The sequence below is a fragment of the Vibrio sp. 1F263 genome (genome assembly GCF_041439035.1).
GTDB lineage: Bacteria > Pseudomonadota > Gammaproteobacteria > Enterobacterales > Vibrionaceae > Vibrio > Vibrio tasmaniensis_A.
This window is the reverse complement of the sequence record NZ_JBGONI010000011.1, coordinates 74437-95515: the sequence shown is the minus strand read 5'-3', so window position 1 is coordinate 95515 and position 21079 is coordinate 74437. Positions and strand designations below refer to the sequence as shown.

Sequence of the window (21079 nt, the reverse complement as noted above, 5' to 3'; positions counted from 1 at the left end):
TTTGGCCAAGTTGAGATTATTTAAGGTCGTTCAACTTGGCCGTTTCGTCTTAGTGATTAGATACCATCACGCTCAATTGGGCAGCTCATGCAGCGTGCACCACCGCGACCGCGACCAAGTTCGTCTCCTGGAATCGGAAGAACCGTGATGCCTGCTTTGTCGTATTTTTCGTTGGTGTATGTGTTGCCTTCGTAGCCAATAACAACGCCAGGTTTAACCGTTAGAACGTTGTTTGCATCGTTCCACTGCTCACGTTCTGCATGGAAGTTGTCGCCACCCGTTGTGATTAGGTTTAGCTTGTCTACGCCAAGTGCTTTCTCGATAGCTGTTACGAAGTAGCCTTCTTCTTTCACTTTCACTGCGCCTGACTCATCGCCAGTTAGGTTCCAGCACTGCACGTCTTTACTTACCACTTCAGGGTAAACAGAGAACGTATCTTCGTTCATGTGAGTCATCACGGTGTCTAAGTGCATGCAAGAACGGTGTTTTGGTAGCTGCATTGCGATAACTTGTGTCGCTTGACCGTGTTTGAATAGGCTAGACGCTAAGTGTTCAACACCTTGTGCTGTTGTACGCTCAGACATACCGATAAGAACCGCGCCACGGCCGAGAACAAGAACGTCACCACCTTCGATTGTTGAGTTGTCGTAGTTGATGTTTTCTTCATCACCGAAGTATTTAATGAAGTCTTCGCCTGCGAATGTTGGGTGCCAGCGGTAAATAGCGCGAACGTGGTTTGTTTCACGTTGACGAGCAGGTTTCGCCATCGGGTTGATAGATACGCCACCGTATACCCAGCAAGATGTGTCACGAGTAAATAGGTGGTTTGGTAGAGGTTCGATAATGAAGTCAGTTGGTGCGTGCATGCCTTGCATCATTGAAGATGATTTCATTGGCATTTCAGCGTAAGACAGACCGCCCGTTAGGATTTTTGCTAGCTCTAAGTTTGGTAAGTCGCCCAAGTAGCAGCGCACATCATTAGCGAATGTTTTACCCAAACGGTAATCAGATACCTGGCAGCTTAGTAGCCAGTCTTTCGCTTCTGGCACTGCTAGTGTGTCTGCTAGTAGGTCAGTAAGAAGAAGAACTTCAACACCCTGATCACGTAGCGTTTTAGTAAATGCGTCATGCTCTTTACCTGCGCGCTCAACAGCCAGTACGTCATCAAATAGTAAATCGTGACAGTTAGAGGGTGTTAGGTGAGTCAGTGCGCGTCTTGGGCGGTGAACTAGAACGCGGCGCAATTGACCTATTTCAGAACCTACATAGAACTTACTCATGATCGTCTCTCTCTTATATATTTGAATTACTTTTATCGCTAAGAGTAATTATTTATTTTCAGTGGAGAATAATGAATTATTTTATTCATATCTCTTGTCTGGAATTAATATTACGCCTGCTAGTCAGGTATTCTTAGAGATCTATCACAAATCGTTTTTTATCCTGCAGCCCTTTAAAATTAAGGGTTTTAACAAACTTTATGCACTTTTAGTCATGACGATTACATTCTAAATAGTTAGCTGTTAGGGAACTTTATGCACGCTTTTTTGATGAACCTGCCTAGAATCAAAATTGTTAGGTATTATATGCATAATAGTTTTATTGATAAGAATGTACTTAGCTTGGAAGTATGCAATGTTTCTATTTAGATATTTAATTTTGGATGTGAAATTAATTATTTATTAACAAAATAAATGCGAATAAAGCTGTTGTGGTCACACTTTATAATTGGTTTTTTTAAGCCGGTTTTCTATAAAAATAGCTTTTATTTCCCCTTTGGTTATTACAAGGTGAATAACTTTAAATATAATTAACGTTAATAAATGACTAAATATTTTTATAAACATAATGGAGAGGAATGGATTGTTTTTTATTAGCCTTAACATCAATATTAAAACGTTGATTTACGCTTTGTCGAAGGTGTCCTTGGATTGTTTAAGGTTGGCTGATGAGGTTGGCTATAGAGAGGCTTTAAATAGAGTGTGTGCAGCTCGTGAGGTTGTTTTGGGGACTGGCTCTGAGGGCGATAGCAATAAAAAAGCCGCTAAGAAAGCGGCTTTGAACGAGAAGGTGGTGTGCAGGCTTTAGATAAGCGCACCAATACTTAGTACAACGATGCAGAACACCATCAAGATTCCGATTAATGGCATCACCCATTTAACCCAGCGCACGTAAGGGACACGAGCAATCGCCAAGCCGCCCATTACCACTGCAGAGGTTGGAGTGATTAAGTTGACCAAGCCAGATGCTGATTGGTAAGCGGTGATAACAAGGTCACGACCTACGCCAGCAAAATCGGCTAATGGCGCCATGATTGGCATAGTCAGCACTGCTAGACCAGAGGTCGAAGGTACTAAGAATGACAGTAGAATTTCTAAGAAGAACATCACGTTAATGAAGACAACTGAAGAAAGGCCAGTCACCATTTGTTCTGCTGAGAAAAGAATAGTGTCGGTGATCATACCGCGGTCCATTACGACTACGATACCACGTGCGATACCTATGATAAGCGCAACGCCCAGTAGGTCTCGAGCACCGTCAATGAAGCTAGTAGTGAACTCTTCCTCGCTCATGCGAGACACAATACCGACAATAATAGTCGCTGCTAAGAACATCGCGGAGATCTCTGCCATCCACCATCCAGCAACGGATACACCGTAAATCATGACAGCGAAAGAGCCTCCAAAAATAGCCAGGATCAGTTTGCGAGTCGCGGTGAACTCCAGTTTTTCACCACTTGCGTTGCCAAGGAAGTGCGCTTTGTTCTCTTCGTATTTGTCGTAAACAATCGATGTTGTTGGATCGGCTTGTACCATTCTTGCGTAGCGCATGACGTAGGCGACACAGATACCCCAACCAATAATCAGCATTCCAATACGCAGCGCGATACCGTCGGTAAATGGAATACCAGAGGCGTTGGCAGCAATAACGGTCGCGAATGGGTTAATGGTAGAGCCTAGCACCCCAATGCCTGCACCAAGCAATACCGTCGCAGCCGCAACTAGAGGGTCAAAGCGAGCTGCCATCATTACTGGTACTAGTAATGTATAGAATGGCAGTGATTCTTCCGCCATGCCGTAGACAGTACCACCTGCGGCAAACAGTGCCATCAGTATTGGTATCATCAACTCTTCTCGCCCTTCTAAGCGGGCGGTAACGCGCTCGATACCGGCATCAATGGCACCTGTTTTGGTTACTAGTCCTAAGAAGCCACCAATGATTAAGATGAACAGCGAAACGTCGATAGCCGCTGCTTCATAGCTATTGTGGTCGTAGAAGCCATCAATAGGCGCTAGCAGTACATCAATCACGCCTTGAGGGTTACCTTCTACCGCTTGATAGGTTCCGGTTACGGGTACTTCTCGGCCTAGCTCTTCATTCATTGCACGGTCGTATTGGCCTGCTGGAACAATCCAGGTAAGCAGCGCGACGAACGCAATCAGAATAAATAGAATGGTGTAGGCAGAAGGAAATTTAAAGTTGGCAAAGAAGCCGCCCTTTTTTTTCTCGCTTGGTATCGTTTGAGTTGTCATGGCTATCTCCTTACATCATCTTAAATAGAAGTGATGTGAATTAGCGACTAATGATTTATAGATTGTAAATACACGGACACTTATAAAGCACTCAACGATATAAAGTTGCTGACTTTAAATTAAGGTTGTTTTTATATTTACCAATCCAAATGAAGTTAGATTTAATTTAGCTGCGGTTATTTTATTCCTTACGTCAGTATTTAAGTTTGGTGCTGTTCACAAAAATAATGGCTAATGAAAGGGCTGAAAAAATGGCAGAAAATTGGCAAGGTTTTTTGGTTAGTTAGCTTGGATTAATATTCGATGGGGATGACGGTAAATCAAAGGGAGATTGACTGGGTAGGCATTCCTAATTAATGGCCTGAATAATCCTGGAATTTTATTCAAACTTTATTTTTGGTTGGTTTTTGAATTTTATAACGGTTATTTGACGTGTATCAAATAACACATTGAGCAGAAAACAAAAAAGGAAGCCGAAGCTTCCTTTTTTAGTTTAGAACATTAGTGATTACTAGATGAATAGGCCGCCAAATGCGAAGCCGAGTGCAACCGCTGTACTGATTGTTACCACACCAGGAATGAAGAATGGGTGATTAAATACGTACTTACCAATACGCGTTGAGCCTGTGTCATCCATCTCAACCGCTGCCAGTAGCGTAGGGTAAGTTGGAAGTACGAACAGTGCACTTACTGCAGCAAAAGAAGCCACGGCTGTTAGTGGTGCTACGCCAATCGCTAGAGCTGCTGGCATTAGTGCAACTGTTGTTGCGCCTTGAGAGTAAAGCAGCATAGAAGCGAAGAACAAAACAAGAGCTAGCATCCATGGGTAGTCAGCCAGTAGAGCACCTGCTACGTCTTTGATCTCAGCAACGTGTGCGTTTACAAACGTTGAACCTAACCAAGCTACACCAAGTACACAAACACACGCTGTCATACCAGAGCGGAATGTTGGCGCTGAAGAAATCTTCGCAGCATCAATCTTAGTGAACATCACGATAGCCGCTGCTGCTGCTAGCATCACAGACATGATCGCTTCGTTACGACCAAGCGCTGGGTTTTCAATTAGGCCAACAGAGCTAGAGATAGCCGCTGCGTAGCAAACCACGAAACCAATTGCTGCTAGGAAGATGTACGTTGCTCTCTTCGCTGTTGGTAGAATTTCACGTTTCTCTTCTGTCGCCAGTTTGATTAGGCCTTTCTCTAGACGTTCTTGGTAAACAGGATCGTCTTTCAGTTCGCTACCCATGTAGTTAGCAACAACCGCACCAACCATACAAGCGATGAAGGTTGTTGGGATACAAACCATCAATAGCGTTAGGTAATCAACACCAAAGGGTGCCAGCATTGCTGCGAAAGCAACAACTGCAGCCGAGATTGGCGAAGCTGTGATAGCAATTTGAGAGGCGACAACTGCGATAGACAGTGGACGAGAAGGACGAACACCTTGGCCTTTCGCTACTTCTGCTATTACAGGAAGCGTAGAGAATGCTGTGTGACCAGTACCGGCCATTAGTGTCATTACAAAGGTCACAATCGGCGCGTAAAAGGTGATGCGTTCAGGGTGTTTACGCAAAAAGTTTTCTGCAATTTGTACCAACCAGTCCATACCGCCCGCAACCTGCATAGCAGCAATTGCGGTGATAACCGACATGATGATCAAGATTACGTCGATCGGGATGAAAGACTGGCTTGTTGGAACGCCAAGAATCAGTGAAAGGGCAATAACACCAGCACCACCGGCAAAACCAATACCGATACCGCCAATTCTGGCCCCCAAAAAGATAAAGAGCAGGACGACAAATAGTTCTACTGCAATCATAAGTAACACCTCATTTTAGATTTTATTATGTGAACATTCGCCGCTGGAATGTTCACATAATAGTTCTATGGTTTAGATTCTATTTCGCAAAAGTGCAACCAATAGAAATCCACAAAATTAACATGGTTAACCGTATTGGAGCCTAAAAAAGGGCTCCCTTTGGAGCCCTTTTTCGCTAACGTTATTCGTAGCGTTTTGCTTTATACTGAGGATGCATCAAATTTTCAACAGAGAAAATGTCATCAAGTTCTTCTTCGGTTAATAACCCGCGTTCTAGAACTACATCACGAACGCTTTTACCTGTTTCAGCACAGATCTTACCAACAACATCACCCTCGTGGTGGCCAATGTATGGGTTTAGGTAAGTGACGATACCGATAGAGTTAAATACGTGAGATTCACACACTTCTTTGTTCACAGTAATGCCGTCTACACACTTGTCGCGTAGGTTCACACATGCGTTTGTTAGAATGTCTAGAGACTCAAACATGCTTTGTGCGATAACAGGTTCCATTACGTTCAGTTGAAGCTGACCGCCTTCTGCCGCGAAAGAAACCGTGTTGTCGTTACCTAGAACTTTAAAGCAAACTTGGTTTACTACTTCAGGCACAACTGGGTTTACTTTAGCTGGCATGATTGAAGAGCCAGCTTGCAGTTCAGGTAGGTTTAGTTCGTTAAAGCCAGTGCGTGGGCCTGAAGAAAGAAGACGTAAGTCGTTACAAATCTTAGACAGTTTAACCGCTAGACGTTTAAGTGCACCGTGCGTCATTACGTATGCGCCACAGTCAGACGTTGCTTCGATTAAATCTTCAGCCGCTACACACTCTAGGCCAGTTACTTCTGCTAGGTGCTTAACTGCTAGGCCTTGGTAGCCCGGTGCTGCGTTCAGACCAGTACCGATAGCTGTTGCGCCTAGGTTAACTTCAAGCAGTAGTTTTGAAGTGTATTCTAGGTTTTTGATTTCTTCGTTGATGGTTACAGCCCAAGCGTGGAACTCTTGGCCAACCGTCATAGGCACAGCATCTTGAAGTTGAGTACGACCCATCTTCAAAATTGTGTTGAATTCTTGGCTCTTAAGCTCAAATGCACCTTTTAGGTATTCGATAGCATCGATCAGTTTACGAACGCTGTTGTAAACAGAGATGCGGAAGCCCGTTGGGTAAGCACAGTTTGTAGATTGGCTGCGGTTTACATGGTCATTTGGGTTGATGAACTCGTATTGGCCTTTTTCTTTGCCCATAAGTTCAAGTGCCACGTTCGCAACGACTTCGTTCGCGTTCATGTTTACAGAAGTACCAGCACCACCTTGGAAAACGTCCGATGGGAACTGATCCATGCACTTGCCAGTGTCTAGAATGAGGTCACAAGCTTCGATGATGTATTTAGCCACTTCGCTTGGAATTACACCTAACTCTTTGTTTGCTAAAGCCGCTGCTTTCTTTGTCATCACCATACCGCGAACGAATTCAGGTACATCTGAGATCGTTACATTTGAGATGTTGAAGTTTTCAACTGCGCGTAGAGTGTGGATGCCGTAGTAAGCATCAGCCGGAACATGACGTTGACCTAATAGATCTTCTTCGAGACGAGTAGCTTGAGGAGCTTCAACTTGAGCTTCTGATTGAGTAGCCATAACAGGATCCTTAGAGAATTATTCTGATTATATAGTTAGTTATTAGCCTATTCTGTGTGCAAATACTCCGTTCGCTAGAATATTGGGCTGATAAATCCGTCCTGACTTATGTGGCACATGATACTGTACTTAGCGCATAAAAATATTAAGTTGATCACCTTTTTCGTTTTTGTTTCGTCAATATTTAGCAAACTTATTCCGGGTCAATAAACACGCTTATTTACAGGATAAATTTGAGATTGGTAGGGCTTTCAGCGTAAACTGGACGTAACAAAGGAGGGCGTGTGTTTCCTATCTTATTATTACTCTTTATCTTCGTACCCATCATTGAGATTGGGCTATTTATTCAAGTTGGTGGCTTCTTAGGATTGTGGCCAACTATCGCGTTGGTTTTGATCACTGCATTTGTGGGTGCATCGCTGGTTCGTAGCCAAGGTATTCAGACACTTATGTCTGTGCAAGGTCGACTACAACAAGGCGAAATGCCAGCACAACAGATTCTTGAAGGCGTAATGCTTGCGGTTGCAGGTGTTTTACTGCTGACTCCGGGTTTTATGACAGACGCACTCGGCATGTTGGTATTGCTGCCTGCACCAAGAGCGATGATTGCCAAGAAAATGATGGAAAAAATGGTGGTGACCAATATGTCTGGCGGTTTCCATGCGGGTGGGCAGGCTGGTTTTGGTCAAAGTCCATTTGGACAAGACCCATTCAATCGCGACCCATCAGATCAATCAAAAGACGGCAACACCTTTGAGGGTGAATTTGAGAAGAAAGACGATGACAACGATCGTAACCGCTTAAATTAATCCGTTTTTTCTCTCTTCTTTATATAGAGGGAAAAACAGAAAAGGCTCTTACCTTTATCCTTCGCAAGAAAGTGATAATGGTAAGAGCCTTTTTTATTGCATGTTACCTGCTATTTACGATTACTAGCTGGAACAGGTAACAGGCCGTGCGAGCGGTTATTTACTGAGATTGGTATTATACCGCGCCTTCAAAACCCATTTGTCGCCATGCTTCGAACGCAATAATGGCCACTGCGTTAGACAGGTTCAAGCTGCGTGCTTCTGGCATCATTGGAATACGAATACGTTGCTCCATTGGCATACTTTCGATGAACTCAGCAGGCAGGCCGCGAGACTCAGGGCCAAACATCAGTACATCACCTTGTTGGAATTTCGCATCAACGTGGTGGCCTGTGGTCTTTGTCGTGCAAGCAAAGATGCGGAAGTCACCCTCGCGTTCATTCTCTAGATACTCAAGAAAGGCTTCTAGGTTCTTGTGACGCTTAACACGCGCTAGGTCGTGGTAATCCAAGCCAGCACGACGAACTTTCTTCTCTTCAAAATCAAAGCCAAGCGGCTCAATCAGGTGCAGGTTTGCGCCGCAGTTAGCACATAGGCGGATGATGTTACCCGTATTGGGCGCAATTTCAGGTTCGTATAGAGCGATATCAAACATGTTGGTTCACAAGAATAATCAAAGATAGCCAGAGTATACGGTGGCAAGCTGAGTGAGTACAGTTCACCACCATTGGCTTACGCTTTATTCGCGAGTGCTTGTGCGTAGTTTTCAGAAACCGCATTCCAATTCACCACGTTCCACCATGCATTGATGTAATCAGGGCGACGGTTTTGGTAGCTGATGTAGTAGGCGTGTTCCCAGACATCCAGTGCAAGAATCGGCTCACCGTTGCTGGCGATGGTATCCATCCACGGGTTGTCTTGGTTTGAGGTCGAGATGATTTTCAGTTGTCCTTCTTCTACTACCAACCAAGCAAAGCCTGAACCGAAGGTATTGATTGCCGCTTGAGCGAACTGATCTTGGAATGTCTCGAAATCTCCGAAAGTACTTTGGATCGCGTCGCCAAGTTTACCTGCCGGTTCACCCCCGCCATCTTGAGCCATGCAGTTCCAATATAAAATATGGTTGTAGTAACCGCCGCCATTGTTGCGAACGGCAGGGCTGTGCTGAGAGATGTTAGCGAAGATCTCGGTCAGAGATTGCTGCTCAAGTTCACTGCCAGAAATCGCCGCAACAAACTTATCGTAGTAGGTTCTATGGTGCTTGCTGTAATGCACTTCCATCGTCTTAGCGTCAATGTAAGGTTCTAGGGCGTCGTAGGCGTAGGGTAGAGCAGGAAAAGAGTGTGACATGGTAAATCCTCCTTAATTAGAGGACTCACCATAATGATAATGGAAATCATTATCAACTGCGATCTTTGTAGGGGTATTACACTGGCAGGATAGGCAGGGTGATTTTGAGTTGTAATCCACCGAGCTGGCTACGGCTTGCAGTGATGGTTCCGCTGTGTTGACGAATCGCACTCTCTGTAATGGTTAGGCCAAGCCCTGTGCCGCCAGAGTTACGATCTCGCGCCGTTGAAACTCGGTAGAAAGGTCTAAAGATAGAATCCAGTTCGTCATCAGGCACACCATCGCCATTATCATTGACGCAAATCGTCAGCCGATCTTGGACAACATCGAATTGCACATCGACTTGGTCTTTACCGTAGTAGATAGCATTGCGCGTAATATTGTCCAAGGCACTCATCAGTAGCTTAGGGTTACCCGAAATAGAACGGTCTGGGATCTCTGAAAACGTCAGTAATTTACCCATCTGTTCAGCTTCAAATTCTGCATCTTTTAAGATCTCTTCCCATAAGCTCGAAATAGGCTGAACCTCACGAGTAATATGGCTGTCGACCTGCATGCGTGATAGCGTCAGTAGCTCACTGATCATTTGCTCTAATCGCTGAGCTTCCATATCAATACGTTCTAACTCTTGGCTCTCACCCTGTTTACGAATCGCAAGAGCATTGGCCATGCGAAGGCGGGTCAATGGCGATCGTAGCTCGTGTGAGATATCTGAAAGTAGGCGTTGTTGCCCCGAAATCATCTGATTAACCGCTTCGACCATCTGGTTAAAGCTCTCACCCGCTTGTCTGAATTCTGAGGTGCCTTTTTCGAGTGTGGGATCGACCTCAAACTGACCTTTCGCCACACGTTGTGCTGCGCGTTCAAGCCTACGAGCAGGTTGGCTCAATGCCCAAGCTAACCATAATAGCAGTGGGGTACTTGCTAGCATTACCGCAAGCAATAACTGTAAAGGTCTATCAAATAAGCGCAGCAAAAATGGAGGAGGTTGGTTCCATTTTACTCCGGCATACATCAGTAATTCTTCTCCAGCGAGTGTGATAGGGACTGGCCCTGCTACCATGTAATGTCCGTATAACTTTTGCTTGGGTAATTCAGGGTTATCTATCGAGGTAACAAAATTACGAATCGCTTTAAGTTTGTAATTTGAGTGTCTTTTCGATGTAAGGACCGCGCCTTCAAGGTCGGTTAGGTAAATACGAGCACGAGAATCCTTGCGGCTACGCGGTGCCTCAAGTTGGAACACTATTTTTCCCAGGTTAGATTCTTTGGCGTAGCGCTTTTCTGTGAATTTAGCGATACGTTCGAGTTTATCGAGATGATCGGCAGGCACATCGCGCGCCACTCGCGGGTCTAAATGGGGAAGTGACAGTACCGACAAAAGCACCAGTAACATGGTGAACCAAAAGATAGCAAAGATACGTCCATATAAGCTGGTGATTTTAGGGATACGCATTAATCTTCCTCTACCAATAAGTAACCACGGCCTCGTAAGGTTTTGATGCGAGATTTACCGTCACTGCGTTCTGGGATTTTTTTACGTAGGTTGGATATGTGCATGTCTATCGCACGGTCAAATGCTGCAAGCCTTTTGCCCAGCACATCCAAACTCAACGCTTCCTTGGTGATCACTTGCCCTGGGTTCTGGATTAGGTGACTCAGCAAAGCGAACTCGGTGGTGGTAAGATCGATAAGCTGGCCATTACAATAAGCTTCTTGCTTGCCGGGGAACACTTCAATGTCTTGATATTGAATCTTATCACTGGCAGCTTTAGGAGCGGTGTTGATCTGCGTTCTACGTAAGATGGCACGAATACGAGCGAGCAGCTCTCGGTCACTGAAAGGCTTTGGCAAGTAATCATCTGCGCCAAGCTCAAGGCCAATAACACGGTCGATCTCTTCACCTTTAGCTGTCAGCATCAGTACTGGCGTTTCCCAATTTTCTCTTAGTTTCTTTAGCGTTTCCATACCGTTAAGGCGCGGCATCATCACGTCCAAAAGAATCAAATCTATCTCATCATTGATAGCTTCCAACCCCGCATAGCCGTCATTGGCTTCGGAAACAGTGAATCCCTCAAAGCTCAGTATGTCTTTAAGTAAGCCGGTTAGCTCGGTGTCGTCATCTATAAGAAGAATGTTCGCCATTGGGAAGCCTTAATCAGTTGTTTATAGGTTAATAATACTGCTAATTATTCGTCAACTTTCACTCTTTACGATTCTTTACGCTTTCTAAACGTCGCTTTACGAGGGAAAGACTAATCTATATCTAAGCGCTGAAAACAAACGCAACACATGACTGATTATACCGAATTGAGGCAAAAATTATGAAAATGACTAAGAAACTTGTACTAGTAGCTGCGGCACTTCCACTTATGTTAGGTACAGCAAGCGCGTTCGCATATGGCGGTGGCGATAAAGGTGACTACAAAGGCATGCACGGCAAGTGTGGCGGCTTTGACAAAAAAGTGATGCGCCAACTGGATCTGACGGATGCTCAAAAAGCAGAGCTAAAAGAGATGCGTGAAGCGAACCGTGCTGAAATGAAAGCAAAACATTCAGGTAATAAAGCGGACAAGATGGCGCAGATGAAAGCGCACCACGAGAAAGTTCAAGATTTAGTTCTAGCCGATACCTTTGATGAAGCGGCGGCAAACGACCTAGCAACCCAAATGGTAGAGAAGCAAACAGAGCGTCGTTTAACCATGCTGAAGAAGCAACATCAAATGATGAGCGTGCTAACACCTGAACAGAAGACTCAACTGAAAGAAATCCAGCAAGATCGCATGGCTAAATGTGCGGACAAAATGGAAAAACGCATGAACAAAGATAAGTAATTCATGGTTTGAAAAAGCTGAATTGATTGAAAGTGTTTAGAAAGAAGCGGCCTAGTGCCGCTTTTTTTGATCTTTAAAATGAATGTATTAGATCCTAGCTGTCATATTCAATCGGTGTTTTGCGGGTTATACTTTGTGCTATCAGTCACTTTATAGCCAATTTATGAAACAAGAATACGCACGTTTAGTTACGCTCGCCGCTTGGGCTGCCACCATCATTGCCTCCATATTATTGGTTGTGAAGGTTGCAGCGTGGTGGGTGACAGGCTCAGTCAGTTTATTAGCTTCTGTTGTTGACTCACTGTTGGATATCGCCGCTTCTGTCGTCAACCTTGTGGTGGTTCGTTACTCTCTGCAGCCAGCTGATAAAGAACATACCTTTGGTCATGGCAAGGCCGAATCTCTTGCTGCATTAGCACAAGCGATGTTTATTTCTGGTTCAGCTTGTTTCCTTATTCTTAACGGTATTGAACGTTTCTTCCGACCGCATGAGCTGAACTCTCCTGAAATTGGTATTTATGTCAGCTTGTTCGCAATGGTCATGACCTTCGGTTTGGTTCGATTCCAAAAGCATGTTGTGAGCAAAACGGGTAGCCAAGCAATTGCGGCTGACTCACTGCATTATCAATCTGACCTCTATATGAATGCGGCGATTATGCTGGCGCTAGCACTGAGCTGGTTTGGTATCGGTCAAGCAGACTCGGTATTCGCGATTGGTATCGGCATCTACATTCTTTACAGTGCTTACCAAATGGCGATGGAAGCGGTGCAATCTCTACTTGATCACAAGCTACCCGATGAAGAGCTCAAGCAAATTAAAGAGGCATCGTTGAGTGTGGAAGGGGTACTGGGTGTACATCAACTAAGAACGCGCCGTTCTGGGCCTGTTCGTTTCATTCAATTGCATTTAGAACTCGAAGATAATATCCCACTGATTGAAGCACACCGCATTTCTGACGAAGTAGAGGACAAGCTTATTTCAGTGTTCCCTGATGCTGATGTATTAATTCATCAAGATCCATATTCGGTCGTATTTGGCCCAGAGAAGCAGCAGAAATTTCACTCATGGTAATGCGTCTAAAAATTAGGCAGCAAATGGCAAGTGAATGGCTTTTGAACTAAAGTGAGTAAAAATTGCTAACTCAAAGGTGATTCAAAAATCACCTTAGTAACAATTAATGTTGATTCTGATGTGAATCAACAAAGTTATTGAGTAAAACTGTAATACTCTTACAGAAGTAGAAATGTTACATAATTTTACGTGATTTAAGTGCTATTCCTGTTGAGGAAATGTAACATAACGTACAAATATAGATTTAAAATCTTGTTGATATACAATCAGCAAGAACAAGAATTGAATAATAGATTCCCAAAAATCGAGGGTGAGCATGATTAAGAAGATCGGTGTTTTGACCAGTGGTGGTGACGCTCCAGGCATGAACGCAGCAGTTCGCGGTGTAGTTCGTACTGCGCTATCAGTTGGCATTGAAGTTTACGGCATTTACGACGGCTACCAAGGCCTTGTGGAAGACCGTATCGAAAAGCTTGACCGTTCAAGCGTATCTGACGTGATCAACCGTGGTGGTACTTTCTTAGGTTCTGCACGTTTCCCTGAGTTCAAAGACGTTGCTGTTCGTGAGAAAGGCATCGAGAACCTTAAGAAGCACGGTATCGAAGCACTTGTTGTTATCGGTGGTGACGGTTCTTACATGGGTGCTAAGAAACTGACTGAGATGGGTTACCCATGTATCGGTCTTCCAGGCACAATCGACAATGATATCGCGGGTACTGATTACACTATCGGTTACCTAACTGCGCTTAACACTGTTATCGATTCAATCGACCGTCTACGTGATACGTCTTCTTCTCACCAACGTATTTCTATTGTTGAAATCATGGGCCGTCACTGTGGTGACCTTACGCTTATGTCAGCAATCGCGGGTGGTTGTGAGTACATCATTACACCTGAGACTGGCCTAGATAAAGATCAGCTAATCAGCAATATTCAAGATGGTATTGCGAAAGGCAAGAAGCACGCAATTATCGCTCTAACTGAGCTAATGATGGACGCGAACGAATTGGCTAAAGAGATTGAAACGGCAACAGGTCGTGAGACTCGCGCAACCGTTCTTGGTCACATTCAACGTGGTGGTCGTCCTACTGCATTTGACCGTGTTTTAGCTTCTCGTATGGGCAACTACGCCGTTCACCTTCTTCAAGAAGGTCAAGGTGGTCGTTGTGTTGGTATCGAGAAAGAAGCTCTTGTTCATCACGATATCATCGACTGTATCGAGAACATGCAGAACCCAGACCGTTCTGAGTTGTTCCGCGTTGCAGAAGAGTTATTCTAAGCCAAGCTTAGCGTTCGCTTAAAAAATATTAAAAACCGCTGATTGTTCAGCGGTTTTTTTGTGCCTGTCGTTTGAGTTTTCACAAACGGCAGGCACAAAAAAGGCCAACCTAAGTTGACCTTTCATCTAATCTAAACGGTGAAGTTTAAATTAAGCTTTTGCTTCAGCTGCTGCTTTAGCGATAGCTGCGAAGCTTTTCGCGTCAAGTGCTGCGCCGCCAACTAGAGCACCGTCGATGTCTGGTTGTGCGAAGTAAGCTGCTGCGTTTTCTGGCTTAACAGAACCGCCGTATTGGATAACAACTTTCTTAGCAACGTCTTCAGATTTCTCTGCGATGTGTGCACGGATTTGAGCGTGGATGCGCTGTGCATCTTCAGCTGTAGCTGCTTTACCAGTACCGATAGCCCAGATTGGTTCGTAAGCGATGATAGCGCCTTCAAGAGCTTCAACACCTTGAGTGTTGATAACAGCGTCAAGTTGACGAGCACATACAGCAACAGTTTCGCCTGCTTCGTTTTGTGCTTCAGATTCACCGATACAAAGAACTGGAGTTAGGCCGTTCTCTTTTAGGAATGCGAATTTCTTAGCAACGAATTCGTCAGACTCAGCGTGGTATTCACGACGCTCAGAGTGACCGATGATGATGTGAGATGCGCCGAACTCTTTAAGCATTGCTGGAGACATGTCGCCAGTGAATGCACCGCTGTTGTTTAGGTCAGAGTTTTGAGCACCTAGGATGATAGCGCTGCCCGCTTCAGTAAGCGTACGCTCAGCAAGATCAACGAAAAGTGCTGGTGGAGCAACTGCTACGTCTACGCCTGTTACGCCTTCAAGTTCAGCGTTAAGACCGTTTAGTAGATCAACAACCATTTCTTTGCTGCCGTTTAGTTTCCAGTTACCCATAACTACAGGATGACGCATAGGAATATCTCCAAAGTATTTAAATAAATCGAATGTAAAAAAGTAAACTTTATTACGAAATAATATAACAGAATAATATCAACAGATCATGACTGTGGTCATGACTTTCTTGGATCTTACTCAATGGTCAGAGTAGATTTTGAGCAAATATCAGTGATCCGGCAGACAGAATAATAGCTAACTTCTCGGATTTTTCATCGTTAGTTGCTATTAAGGGACAAACGATTGCGTTAACAATAGGAAGTAATAATGCCGAATCTAGTTCTAGAGTACTCAAATTCAGTGGATGAGCGAGTGAATATCCAAGGTTTACTGGAAGACCTTCATCAAGTTACATTAAACTGTGGTTTGTTTGATGTACCTTCTGTGAAGTCTCGTTCACTACGCTGTCATAACTGGTTGGTCGGTGATGAAGAGGACAATGTAGATTTTGTTCATATTAGCTTCGAGTTACTTTCTGGACGTACTGAAGAACAGAAAAGAGAATTGTCGCGTTTGTTAATGCAAACCTTACAAGAACAGGCAAGCCATATCCGTAGCCTAACGGTCAACATACGGGATATGGATAAAAGTTGCTTTCAGAAAGTGATTAACTAGCTAAAAATAATCAACTAACTAAAAGTGATTCACTAACTATTTGCTGCTAACTTTTTGGTAGCGTATTAATTTTTGAGTGTTTTAAGATGTCGATGAAAGATTTACTGCTCTCTTTCAAAGGGAGAATTGGTCGTAAGACTTACTGGATTTGGAATATTTTCTACTACATAGCGATTACTGGTTTTGCTTCTGGTATCTCTGTGTTGTTCCCTGCTTACTCTTACATCCTACTGCCAGTATTCCTATTGCTGCTAGTGATCCCAGATCTTGCGGTCACCGCTAAGCGCTGGCACGACCGCAATAAGTCGAATTACTGGTTACTACTAAATGTGCCCCTAGTACTGGGTCGTTTGGCTTCGCCAATGGCAGCGACTACCACTGAGCCGGTATCGCCAATCCATATGGTTGCGACCGTTGCAGCGTTAGTGTGTGGCTTATGGATTCTGATTGAGTGTGGTTTGTTGAAAGGCACAGAAGGCCGTAATGATTACGGTGAAGATCCAGTTTAAAGATTGGATGATTCATCAGTAAAAAGGGAGCATTGCGCTCCCTTTTTTCTTTTTGATACTTTTCTACTTTTAGTACATTTTGGGTTCTGTATTCGGCCTGAAAGGCACGACATTTTCAGTTTTAGGTTCTTCAAAACTATAGCGACCTTCGAGTGAATCTTGGAATTTACAGACCTGACAACGAAGCTCCTGCATGAGCACGACATTAACATGATGTGGATTTTTACAGCGACCGACCACCAAATCGATGTGACTTTGCTGAGCGCGTAGCCTGTCTTGCATAGTTTCCGAGGCCGAACAAATCATCTGCTCGCACATTTCGTGTTTGAATTGATTGAATGCTTTCGGATCGCTTTTGGCGAGTTGGACCAGTTCATCAAAGGGGGGCAGTTTTTGATTTGGCTGTGGCTGTGCCATGATTCCTTCCTTAGCATTAAGCGTGTTTCATATGCTTTAAGCTTAAGAAATAAATTTGTACAAATTTTAATCTATTCTCATTTTCTCAATATTGAGACGGAATCGGTGGGTTGGGACTAGCCCTTAGCACTTGGTATTACGATAAAGGCGTGGGCGTTAAGGTATAAGTACAGCGTCTCTCGCCGGCAATAATGTGTTCAGTGCGGCTTACATGACACTCATTTTTGAGCAGTTCAGTGAAAACATTGAGCTCAGATTGGCATAGGCTAGGGCAACGAGTTGCTGCTTTGCAGATGGGGCAGTGGTTCTCAATCAAGATGTAGTGATCATCATGCTCTTGAAGCTCAGCCATGTAGCCTTCGTCTTCACGAAGCTGGGTGAGTTTTTTAAGCTTGCTGATGAGTGAATCACAGTCAGACAGCGCAGTTTGATACTGGTTAAGAGTGTGTTGTTCACGCTCGGCAGCAACCTTAGCCAGCCCTTCTTTACCAAATAGATTCTCCACAGCATCAATCACTTGAATGGTGAGTTCACCATGTCGGTCTGAAAATTGGCTATGACCTTGTTGAGTCAGGGACCAGTGGCGAGTCGGGCGACCCACTTTCACTTTCACATCATGAAACGCAAGAATACCGTCATCTTCCAGACTTTGCAGATGTTGCCTTGCACCCATTGTCGTCATGCCAAACTCTTCTGACAGTTGTTTCGCGGTTACCGCGCCTTGACGCTTAATGGTCTGTAAGATTTTGTCGCTTGTTTTCATACTATCCCTACCTCATCAACCTCACTATTATGAGGCAAGGTGTTTATAAAGCAAACCATTTACTATATTGATGGGGATTTACTATATAGACAGCGTTTACTCTAGCGACAGCAAATGGTGAGATTCTGGTGCACTAATAAAACAAAAGGCTGATACTTGGTATCAGCCTTGGAACATTTCTGTTAGAGCTAGTTTAGGTCTACAGGATGTGACCGATTACTTCTGGGTCTTTACGCTCTAGGTAGTGGATAGATTTGATGCGGCGAATCGTACGACAGCGACCACGGATAAGCAGAGTTTCTGTGGTTGCGATATTGCCTGTGCGAGTGATGCCCTCTAGAAGATCACCCTTAGTAATACCTGTTGCCGAGAATACAACATTATCGCTGCGTGCCATGTCTTCCATTTTCAAGACGATGCCTGCCGTTACGCCCATTTCTGCACAACGCTCTAGTTCAAGCTCACCGTGCTTGCGGTTCTCTTCTGTATCGCCTTTTACTTCATGACGAGGAAGAAGACGAGCGTGCATGTCACCGTCGAGTGCGCGAATAACAGCAGCAGAAACGACACCTTCAGGCGCGCCGCCGATGCAGTACATTACGTCTACTTCGCTGTCTGGCATACACGTTAGGATAGAGGCAGCAACATCACCGTCTGGCACAGCAAATACACGAACGCCCATGGCTTGCATGTCGGCAATGACTTGATCGTGACGAGGCTTAGCCAGTGTGGTTACTACTAGCGTATCGAGTGTTTTACCTAATGCTTTAGCGATGTTTTCTAGGTTTTCTGTTAGTGGCAGCTCTAGGTCAATTACGCCTTTAGCGCCAGGGCCAACAACCAATTTTTCCATGTACATGTCAGGTGCTTTAAGGAAGCTGCCTTTTTCGCCTGCAGCCAATACCGCCAATGCATTTGATTGACCCATAGCTGTCATGCGTGTCCCTTCAATTGGGTCTACGGCTATATCGACTGCATCGCCGCCCACACCGACGTTTTCGCCGATGTATAGCATAGGTGCATCATCGATTTCACCTTCGCCGATAACGATCTCGCCGCTAATTTCGGTTTTGTTCAGTAGGCTACGCATTACTTCTACAGCAGCGCCATCTGCAGCGTTTTTATCGCCGCGGCCAAGCCACTTGTAACCAGCTAGTGCTGCACCTTCAGTGACACGAGAGAATGACATTGCTAAATCGCGTTTCATGCGGACTCCAAAATTTTCAAAAGGGGAATAGAAATTTCGCGGCGAATTTTACCATATCCCAAAGGAAACGTTTGCCTTTTTGTTTTTTGGGGATTGCTCTTGATCAATTTGCGGGTGAAAACAGGTAATATTCATCAAAATAATCAGTCTGTTGTCGCGGTAGTAATAATTCACGTCAATATTAGGTAAAAAGCGCTGTTTTTTTCATCGAATGGCGCAAAATATCGAATATATTGAGTGTTTATCCTTGCTCTGCTGAGTAGAATGGGGAAATAAGTGGAGTAGACCTTCACCATCAAACGGATAACTTAAAGGTAGGCCAGAATGTCTTTTGAAGTACTAGAGCAGCTAGAAGCAAAAATTCAAACAGCAGTAGATACAATTGCACTTCTTCAAATGGAAGTGGAAGAGCTTAAAGAAGAGAAACAAGCACTAGCAACAGAAGCTGGTGAGCTTAAAGCAAGCCGTCACGAGCTAGAGCAAAAAACTCAGCAAATGCAGGAAGAGCATTCAGCATGGCAAGATCGCATCCGTAACCTTCTTGGTAAAATGGATGACGTAGAGTAATCGACTCTTCAGATTTAAAAAAACGCCCGCTACTCAGTAGCGGGCGTTTTCGTTTGTATTCTTATGCTTTGTGTTCTATTGCTTGTTTTATTATTTGAAGCTGAGTGAGTTACTCGGCCTCTTCTTCTTCAACATCCAGATCGAGTTCTACATCCAAAGGCTCTGCCGAAAGAATGATGCCAGTGTTGTCTGCATAGAGGTAATCTTCCGGTAAGAAGGTCACGCTGCCAAAGTTCACAGGTACATCCAATTCGCCGACACCTTCTTGGCTTGCACCCACAGGAATAGAGGCTAAAGCCTGAATACCAAGATTCATGTCTTCTAACTCATCGACTTCGCGTACGCAGCCGTAAACCACAATACCTTCCCACTCATTGTCTTCAGCAAGTAGGGCAATCTCAGCATCGATCAGCGCTTTACGCAGTGAGCCGCCACCATCGATTAACAACACACGCCCCAAACCATCTTGTTCTAATACGGAGCGAATTAAAGCATTGTCTTCAAAACACTTTAATGTCGTGATCTGTCCTGCGAAGGATGCACGTCCACCGAAGTTGCTGAACATTGGTTCCACGACATCAACTTGATCCAAATATATGTCGCACAGTGCTGAAGTGTTGTATTCCATTAGTATACCTTTTGAACAATGAGCTTACTTTGAGTATATCGGTGCTTGATCCCTTTGCAATGATTAGTCTCATTTAACTCAATAGAGTTTGAGCTACGACAACCCCTGCAAACAATAGGTTAGTGACCAGTGAACATTTCACTATCACGGGCATCATTGGTGCAATCTGTGCTGGCTTTTCGGTTTCCCAAACGGCCTTACCGTGCTTATAAACAATAATAATGCTTAGTAAAAACGGCAGGCTGATCCAGACCGGTTTTTCTTGAATCAGTAGGTAGATAGCGAAAGAGGCAAGGGCGAGCCCAAGTAGTGCAAAATGATAGTGTTTGGCTTTGCGCTGCCCTAGGCGAACCGCCATGGTGCGTTTGCCACATTCGCTGTCGTTTTCAATATCCCGCATGTTGTTGATATTGAGTACCGCAACCGCCATCAAGCCGCAGCCCAATGCCGGAAGGAATAGGCTTGGTTCAACATGGCCAGTGTGTAAGAAATAAGTCCCTGAAACGCCTAACAAACCGAAGAAGATAAATACCGATAAGTCGCCAAGGCCAATATAACCATAAGGTTTATTGCCGACGGTGTAAGCGATGGCTGCAACAATGGCTAATACGCCTAACGCAATGAAAGATAAGATACTCTCAATCGAGGTTAAGGCATGAAAGATAAGAATCAGCCCAGCGAGCATGGTAAATACGATGTTGAGGATGATCGCTTGCTTCATGGTTTTCGCGGTCACCGCGCCAGATTGCATTGCACGTGTTGGCCCTAGACGGTTTTCGTTGTCTGTGCCTTTTACCGCGTCGCCATAGTCATTGGCTAAGTTCGACAGAATCTGTAATAGAGTGGCGGTTAAAAATGCCAGCAGGGCTATTGATAAAGAAAAATGACCACCAGCGAACGCTAAACTACTTCCTGTAAGAATAGAGACAAGTGCGAGAGGCAGAGTTTTTGGGCGTGCGGCATCAAGCCAAATCAGTAGAGATTGTTTCATCGTAGGTCTAATTCTTTGTAAGTCTTCGTTTCATACTGTGATTTGAGTATACGCCCATTTTTCGGGTAATAAAAAGCCCACTCGAAAGTGGGCCTTGAATTCGCTTATTAGCTGCTATTTCTTTGAGATAGAGCAATAAGTTGGAGTTTC

21 protein-coding genes are annotated in these 21079 nt (G+C 44.5%); 7 read left to right on the top strand and 14 right to left on the bottom strand.

From position 1 onward, the window contains the following. Positions 1-56: 56 nt before the first annotated feature. From arcA to aspA, 4 genes are all read right to left on the bottom strand, one after another. The gene (gene arcA, locus ACED25_RS10095; RefSeq protein WP_009844709.1) at positions 57-1280 is read right to left on the bottom strand and encodes an arginine deiminase; all 1224 of its coding nucleotides are present in this window, start codon (positions 1278-1280) and stop codon (positions 57-59) included. Positions 1281-2084: 804 nt separating this feature from the next. After that, positions 2085-3533, bottom strand: a complete 1449-nt coding sequence (locus tag ACED25_RS10090) for a YfcC family protein (RefSeq protein ID WP_012604975.1) — start codon at positions 3531-3533, stop codon at positions 2085-2087. A gap of 511 nt (positions 3534-4044) precedes the next feature. After that, a complete protein-coding gene (locus ACED25_RS10085; protein WP_009844713.1) occupies positions 4045-5352 on the bottom strand; it encodes an anaerobic C4-dicarboxylate transporter in 1308 nt (435 codons plus the stop codon). 181 nt (positions 5353-5533) lie between these two features. Next, complete coding sequence (gene aspA / locus ACED25_RS10080; RefSeq protein WP_371695197.1) at positions 5534-6985, bottom strand: aspartate ammonia-lyase; 1452 nt, start codon at positions 6983-6985, stop codon at positions 5534-5536. Positions 6986-7269: 284 nt separating this feature from the next. On the opposite strand from aspA, the gene ACED25_RS10075 reads away from it, so the two are divergent. After that, positions 7270-7794, top strand: coding sequence for an FxsA family protein (locus ACED25_RS10075; protein WP_012604974.1), 525 nt, complete (start codon positions 7270-7272; stop codon positions 7792-7794). A 175-nt stretch (positions 7795-7969) separates the two neighbouring features. Here ACED25_RS10075 and trmL read toward each other — a convergent pair whose 3' ends face one another. From trmL to ACED25_RS10055, 4 genes are all read right to left on the bottom strand, one after another. Beyond that, complete coding sequence (gene trmL / locus ACED25_RS10070) at positions 7970-8449, bottom strand: tRNA (uridine(34)/cytosine(34)/5-carboxymethylaminomethyluridine(34)-2'-O)-methyltransferase TrmL (RefSeq protein WP_371695196.1); 480 nt, start codon at positions 8447-8449, stop codon at positions 7970-7972. A gap of 77 nt (positions 8450-8526) precedes the next feature. Further along, positions 8527-9144 carry a superoxide dismutase gene (locus ACED25_RS10065; RefSeq protein WP_012604973.1) on the bottom strand — a complete coding sequence of 206 codons (618 nt, stop codon included), beginning with the start codon at positions 9142-9144 and terminating at the stop codon, positions 8527-8529. A gap of 76 nt (positions 9145-9220) precedes the next feature. Then, positions 9221-10600, bottom strand: coding sequence for an envelope stress sensor histidine kinase CpxA (gene cpxA, locus ACED25_RS10060; RefSeq protein WP_012604972.1), 1380 nt, complete (start codon positions 10598-10600; stop codon positions 9221-9223). Beyond that, positions 10600-11289, bottom strand: coding sequence for a response regulator (locus ACED25_RS10055; RefSeq protein ID WP_009844719.1), 690 nt, complete (start codon positions 11287-11289; stop codon positions 10600-10602). Before ACED25_RS10055 ends, cpxA begins: the two co-directional genes overlap by 1 nt. A gap of 179 nt (positions 11290-11468) precedes the next feature. On the opposite strand from ACED25_RS10055, the gene ACED25_RS10050 reads away from it, so the two are divergent. From ACED25_RS10050 to pfkA, 3 genes are all read left to right on the top strand, one after another. Continuing rightward, entirely contained in the window at positions 11469-11978 is a 510-nt protein-coding gene (locus tag ACED25_RS10050) for a CpxP family protein (RefSeq protein WP_371695195.1), read from the top strand. A gap of 163 nt (positions 11979-12141) precedes the next feature. Further along, positions 12142-13050, top strand: coding sequence for a CDF family cation-efflux transporter FieF (fieF, locus tag ACED25_RS10045; RefSeq protein WP_009848870.1), 909 nt, complete (start codon positions 12142-12144; stop codon positions 13048-13050). 316 nt (positions 13051-13366) lie between these two features. Continuing rightward, entirely contained in the window at positions 13367-14329 is a 963-nt protein-coding gene (gene pfkA / locus ACED25_RS10040) for a 6-phosphofructokinase (RefSeq protein WP_009848871.1), read from the top strand. A gap of 150 nt (positions 14330-14479) precedes the next feature. Here pfkA and tpiA read toward each other — a convergent pair whose 3' ends face one another. After that, positions 14480-15250 (bottom strand): triose-phosphate isomerase, encoded by a 771-nt coding sequence (tpiA, locus tag ACED25_RS10035; protein ID WP_012604968.1) that lies wholly within the window; start codon positions 15248-15250, stop codon positions 14480-14482. Positions 15251-15499: 249 nt separating this feature from the next. On the opposite strand from tpiA, the gene ACED25_RS10030 reads away from it, so the two are divergent. Beyond that, positions 15500-15847, top strand: coding sequence for a 5-carboxymethyl-2-hydroxymuconate Delta-isomerase (locus ACED25_RS10030; RefSeq protein WP_004729703.1), 348 nt, complete (start codon positions 15500-15502; stop codon positions 15845-15847). An 86-nt stretch (positions 15848-15933) separates the two neighbouring features. Then, positions 15934-16356 carry a DUF805 domain-containing protein gene (locus ACED25_RS10025; RefSeq protein ID WP_009848873.1) on the top strand — a complete coding sequence of 141 codons (423 nt, stop codon included), beginning with the start codon at positions 15934-15936 and terminating at the stop codon, positions 16354-16356. A 69-nt stretch (positions 16357-16425) separates the two neighbouring features. Here ACED25_RS10025 and ACED25_RS10020 read toward each other — a convergent pair whose 3' ends face one another. From ACED25_RS10020 to glpX, 3 genes are all read right to left on the bottom strand, one after another. Further along, positions 16426-16773: a DUF3135 domain-containing protein gene (locus tag ACED25_RS10020; RefSeq protein WP_371695194.1), complete on the bottom strand. Its 348-nt coding sequence runs from the start codon at positions 16771-16773 to the stop codon at positions 16426-16428. Positions 16774-16909: 136 nt separating this feature from the next. Beyond that, positions 16910-17536: a helix-turn-helix transcriptional regulator gene (locus ACED25_RS10015; protein ID WP_371695192.1), complete on the bottom strand. Its 627-nt coding sequence runs from the start codon at positions 17534-17536 to the stop codon at positions 16910-16912. 199 nt (positions 17537-17735) lie between these two features. Next, on the bottom strand, positions 17736-18743 hold the full coding sequence (glpX, locus tag ACED25_RS10010; protein WP_009848876.1) for a class II fructose-bisphosphatase: 1008 nt from the start codon (positions 18741-18743) through the stop codon (positions 17736-17738). Between the two features lie 324 nt (positions 18744-19067). Between glpX and zapB the strand changes: the two genes are divergently transcribed. Continuing rightward, positions 19068-19310: a cell division protein ZapB gene (gene zapB, locus ACED25_RS10005; RefSeq protein ID WP_009848877.1), complete on the top strand. Its 243-nt coding sequence runs from the start codon at positions 19068-19070 to the stop codon at positions 19308-19310. 109 nt (positions 19311-19419) lie between these two features. Here the strand turns inward: zapB and rraA are convergent, their stop codons facing one another. Beyond that, complete coding sequence (gene rraA, locus ACED25_RS10000; RefSeq protein WP_009848878.1) at positions 19420-19938, bottom strand: ribonuclease E activity regulator RraA; 519 nt, start codon at positions 19936-19938, stop codon at positions 19420-19422. 73 nt (positions 19939-20011) lie between these two features. Then, positions 20012-20929 carry a 1,4-dihydroxy-2-naphthoate polyprenyltransferase gene (locus ACED25_RS09995; RefSeq protein ID WP_009848879.1) on the bottom strand — a complete coding sequence of 306 codons (918 nt, stop codon included), beginning with the start codon at positions 20927-20929 and terminating at the stop codon, positions 20012-20014. Positions 20930-21079 lie beyond the last annotated feature (150 nt).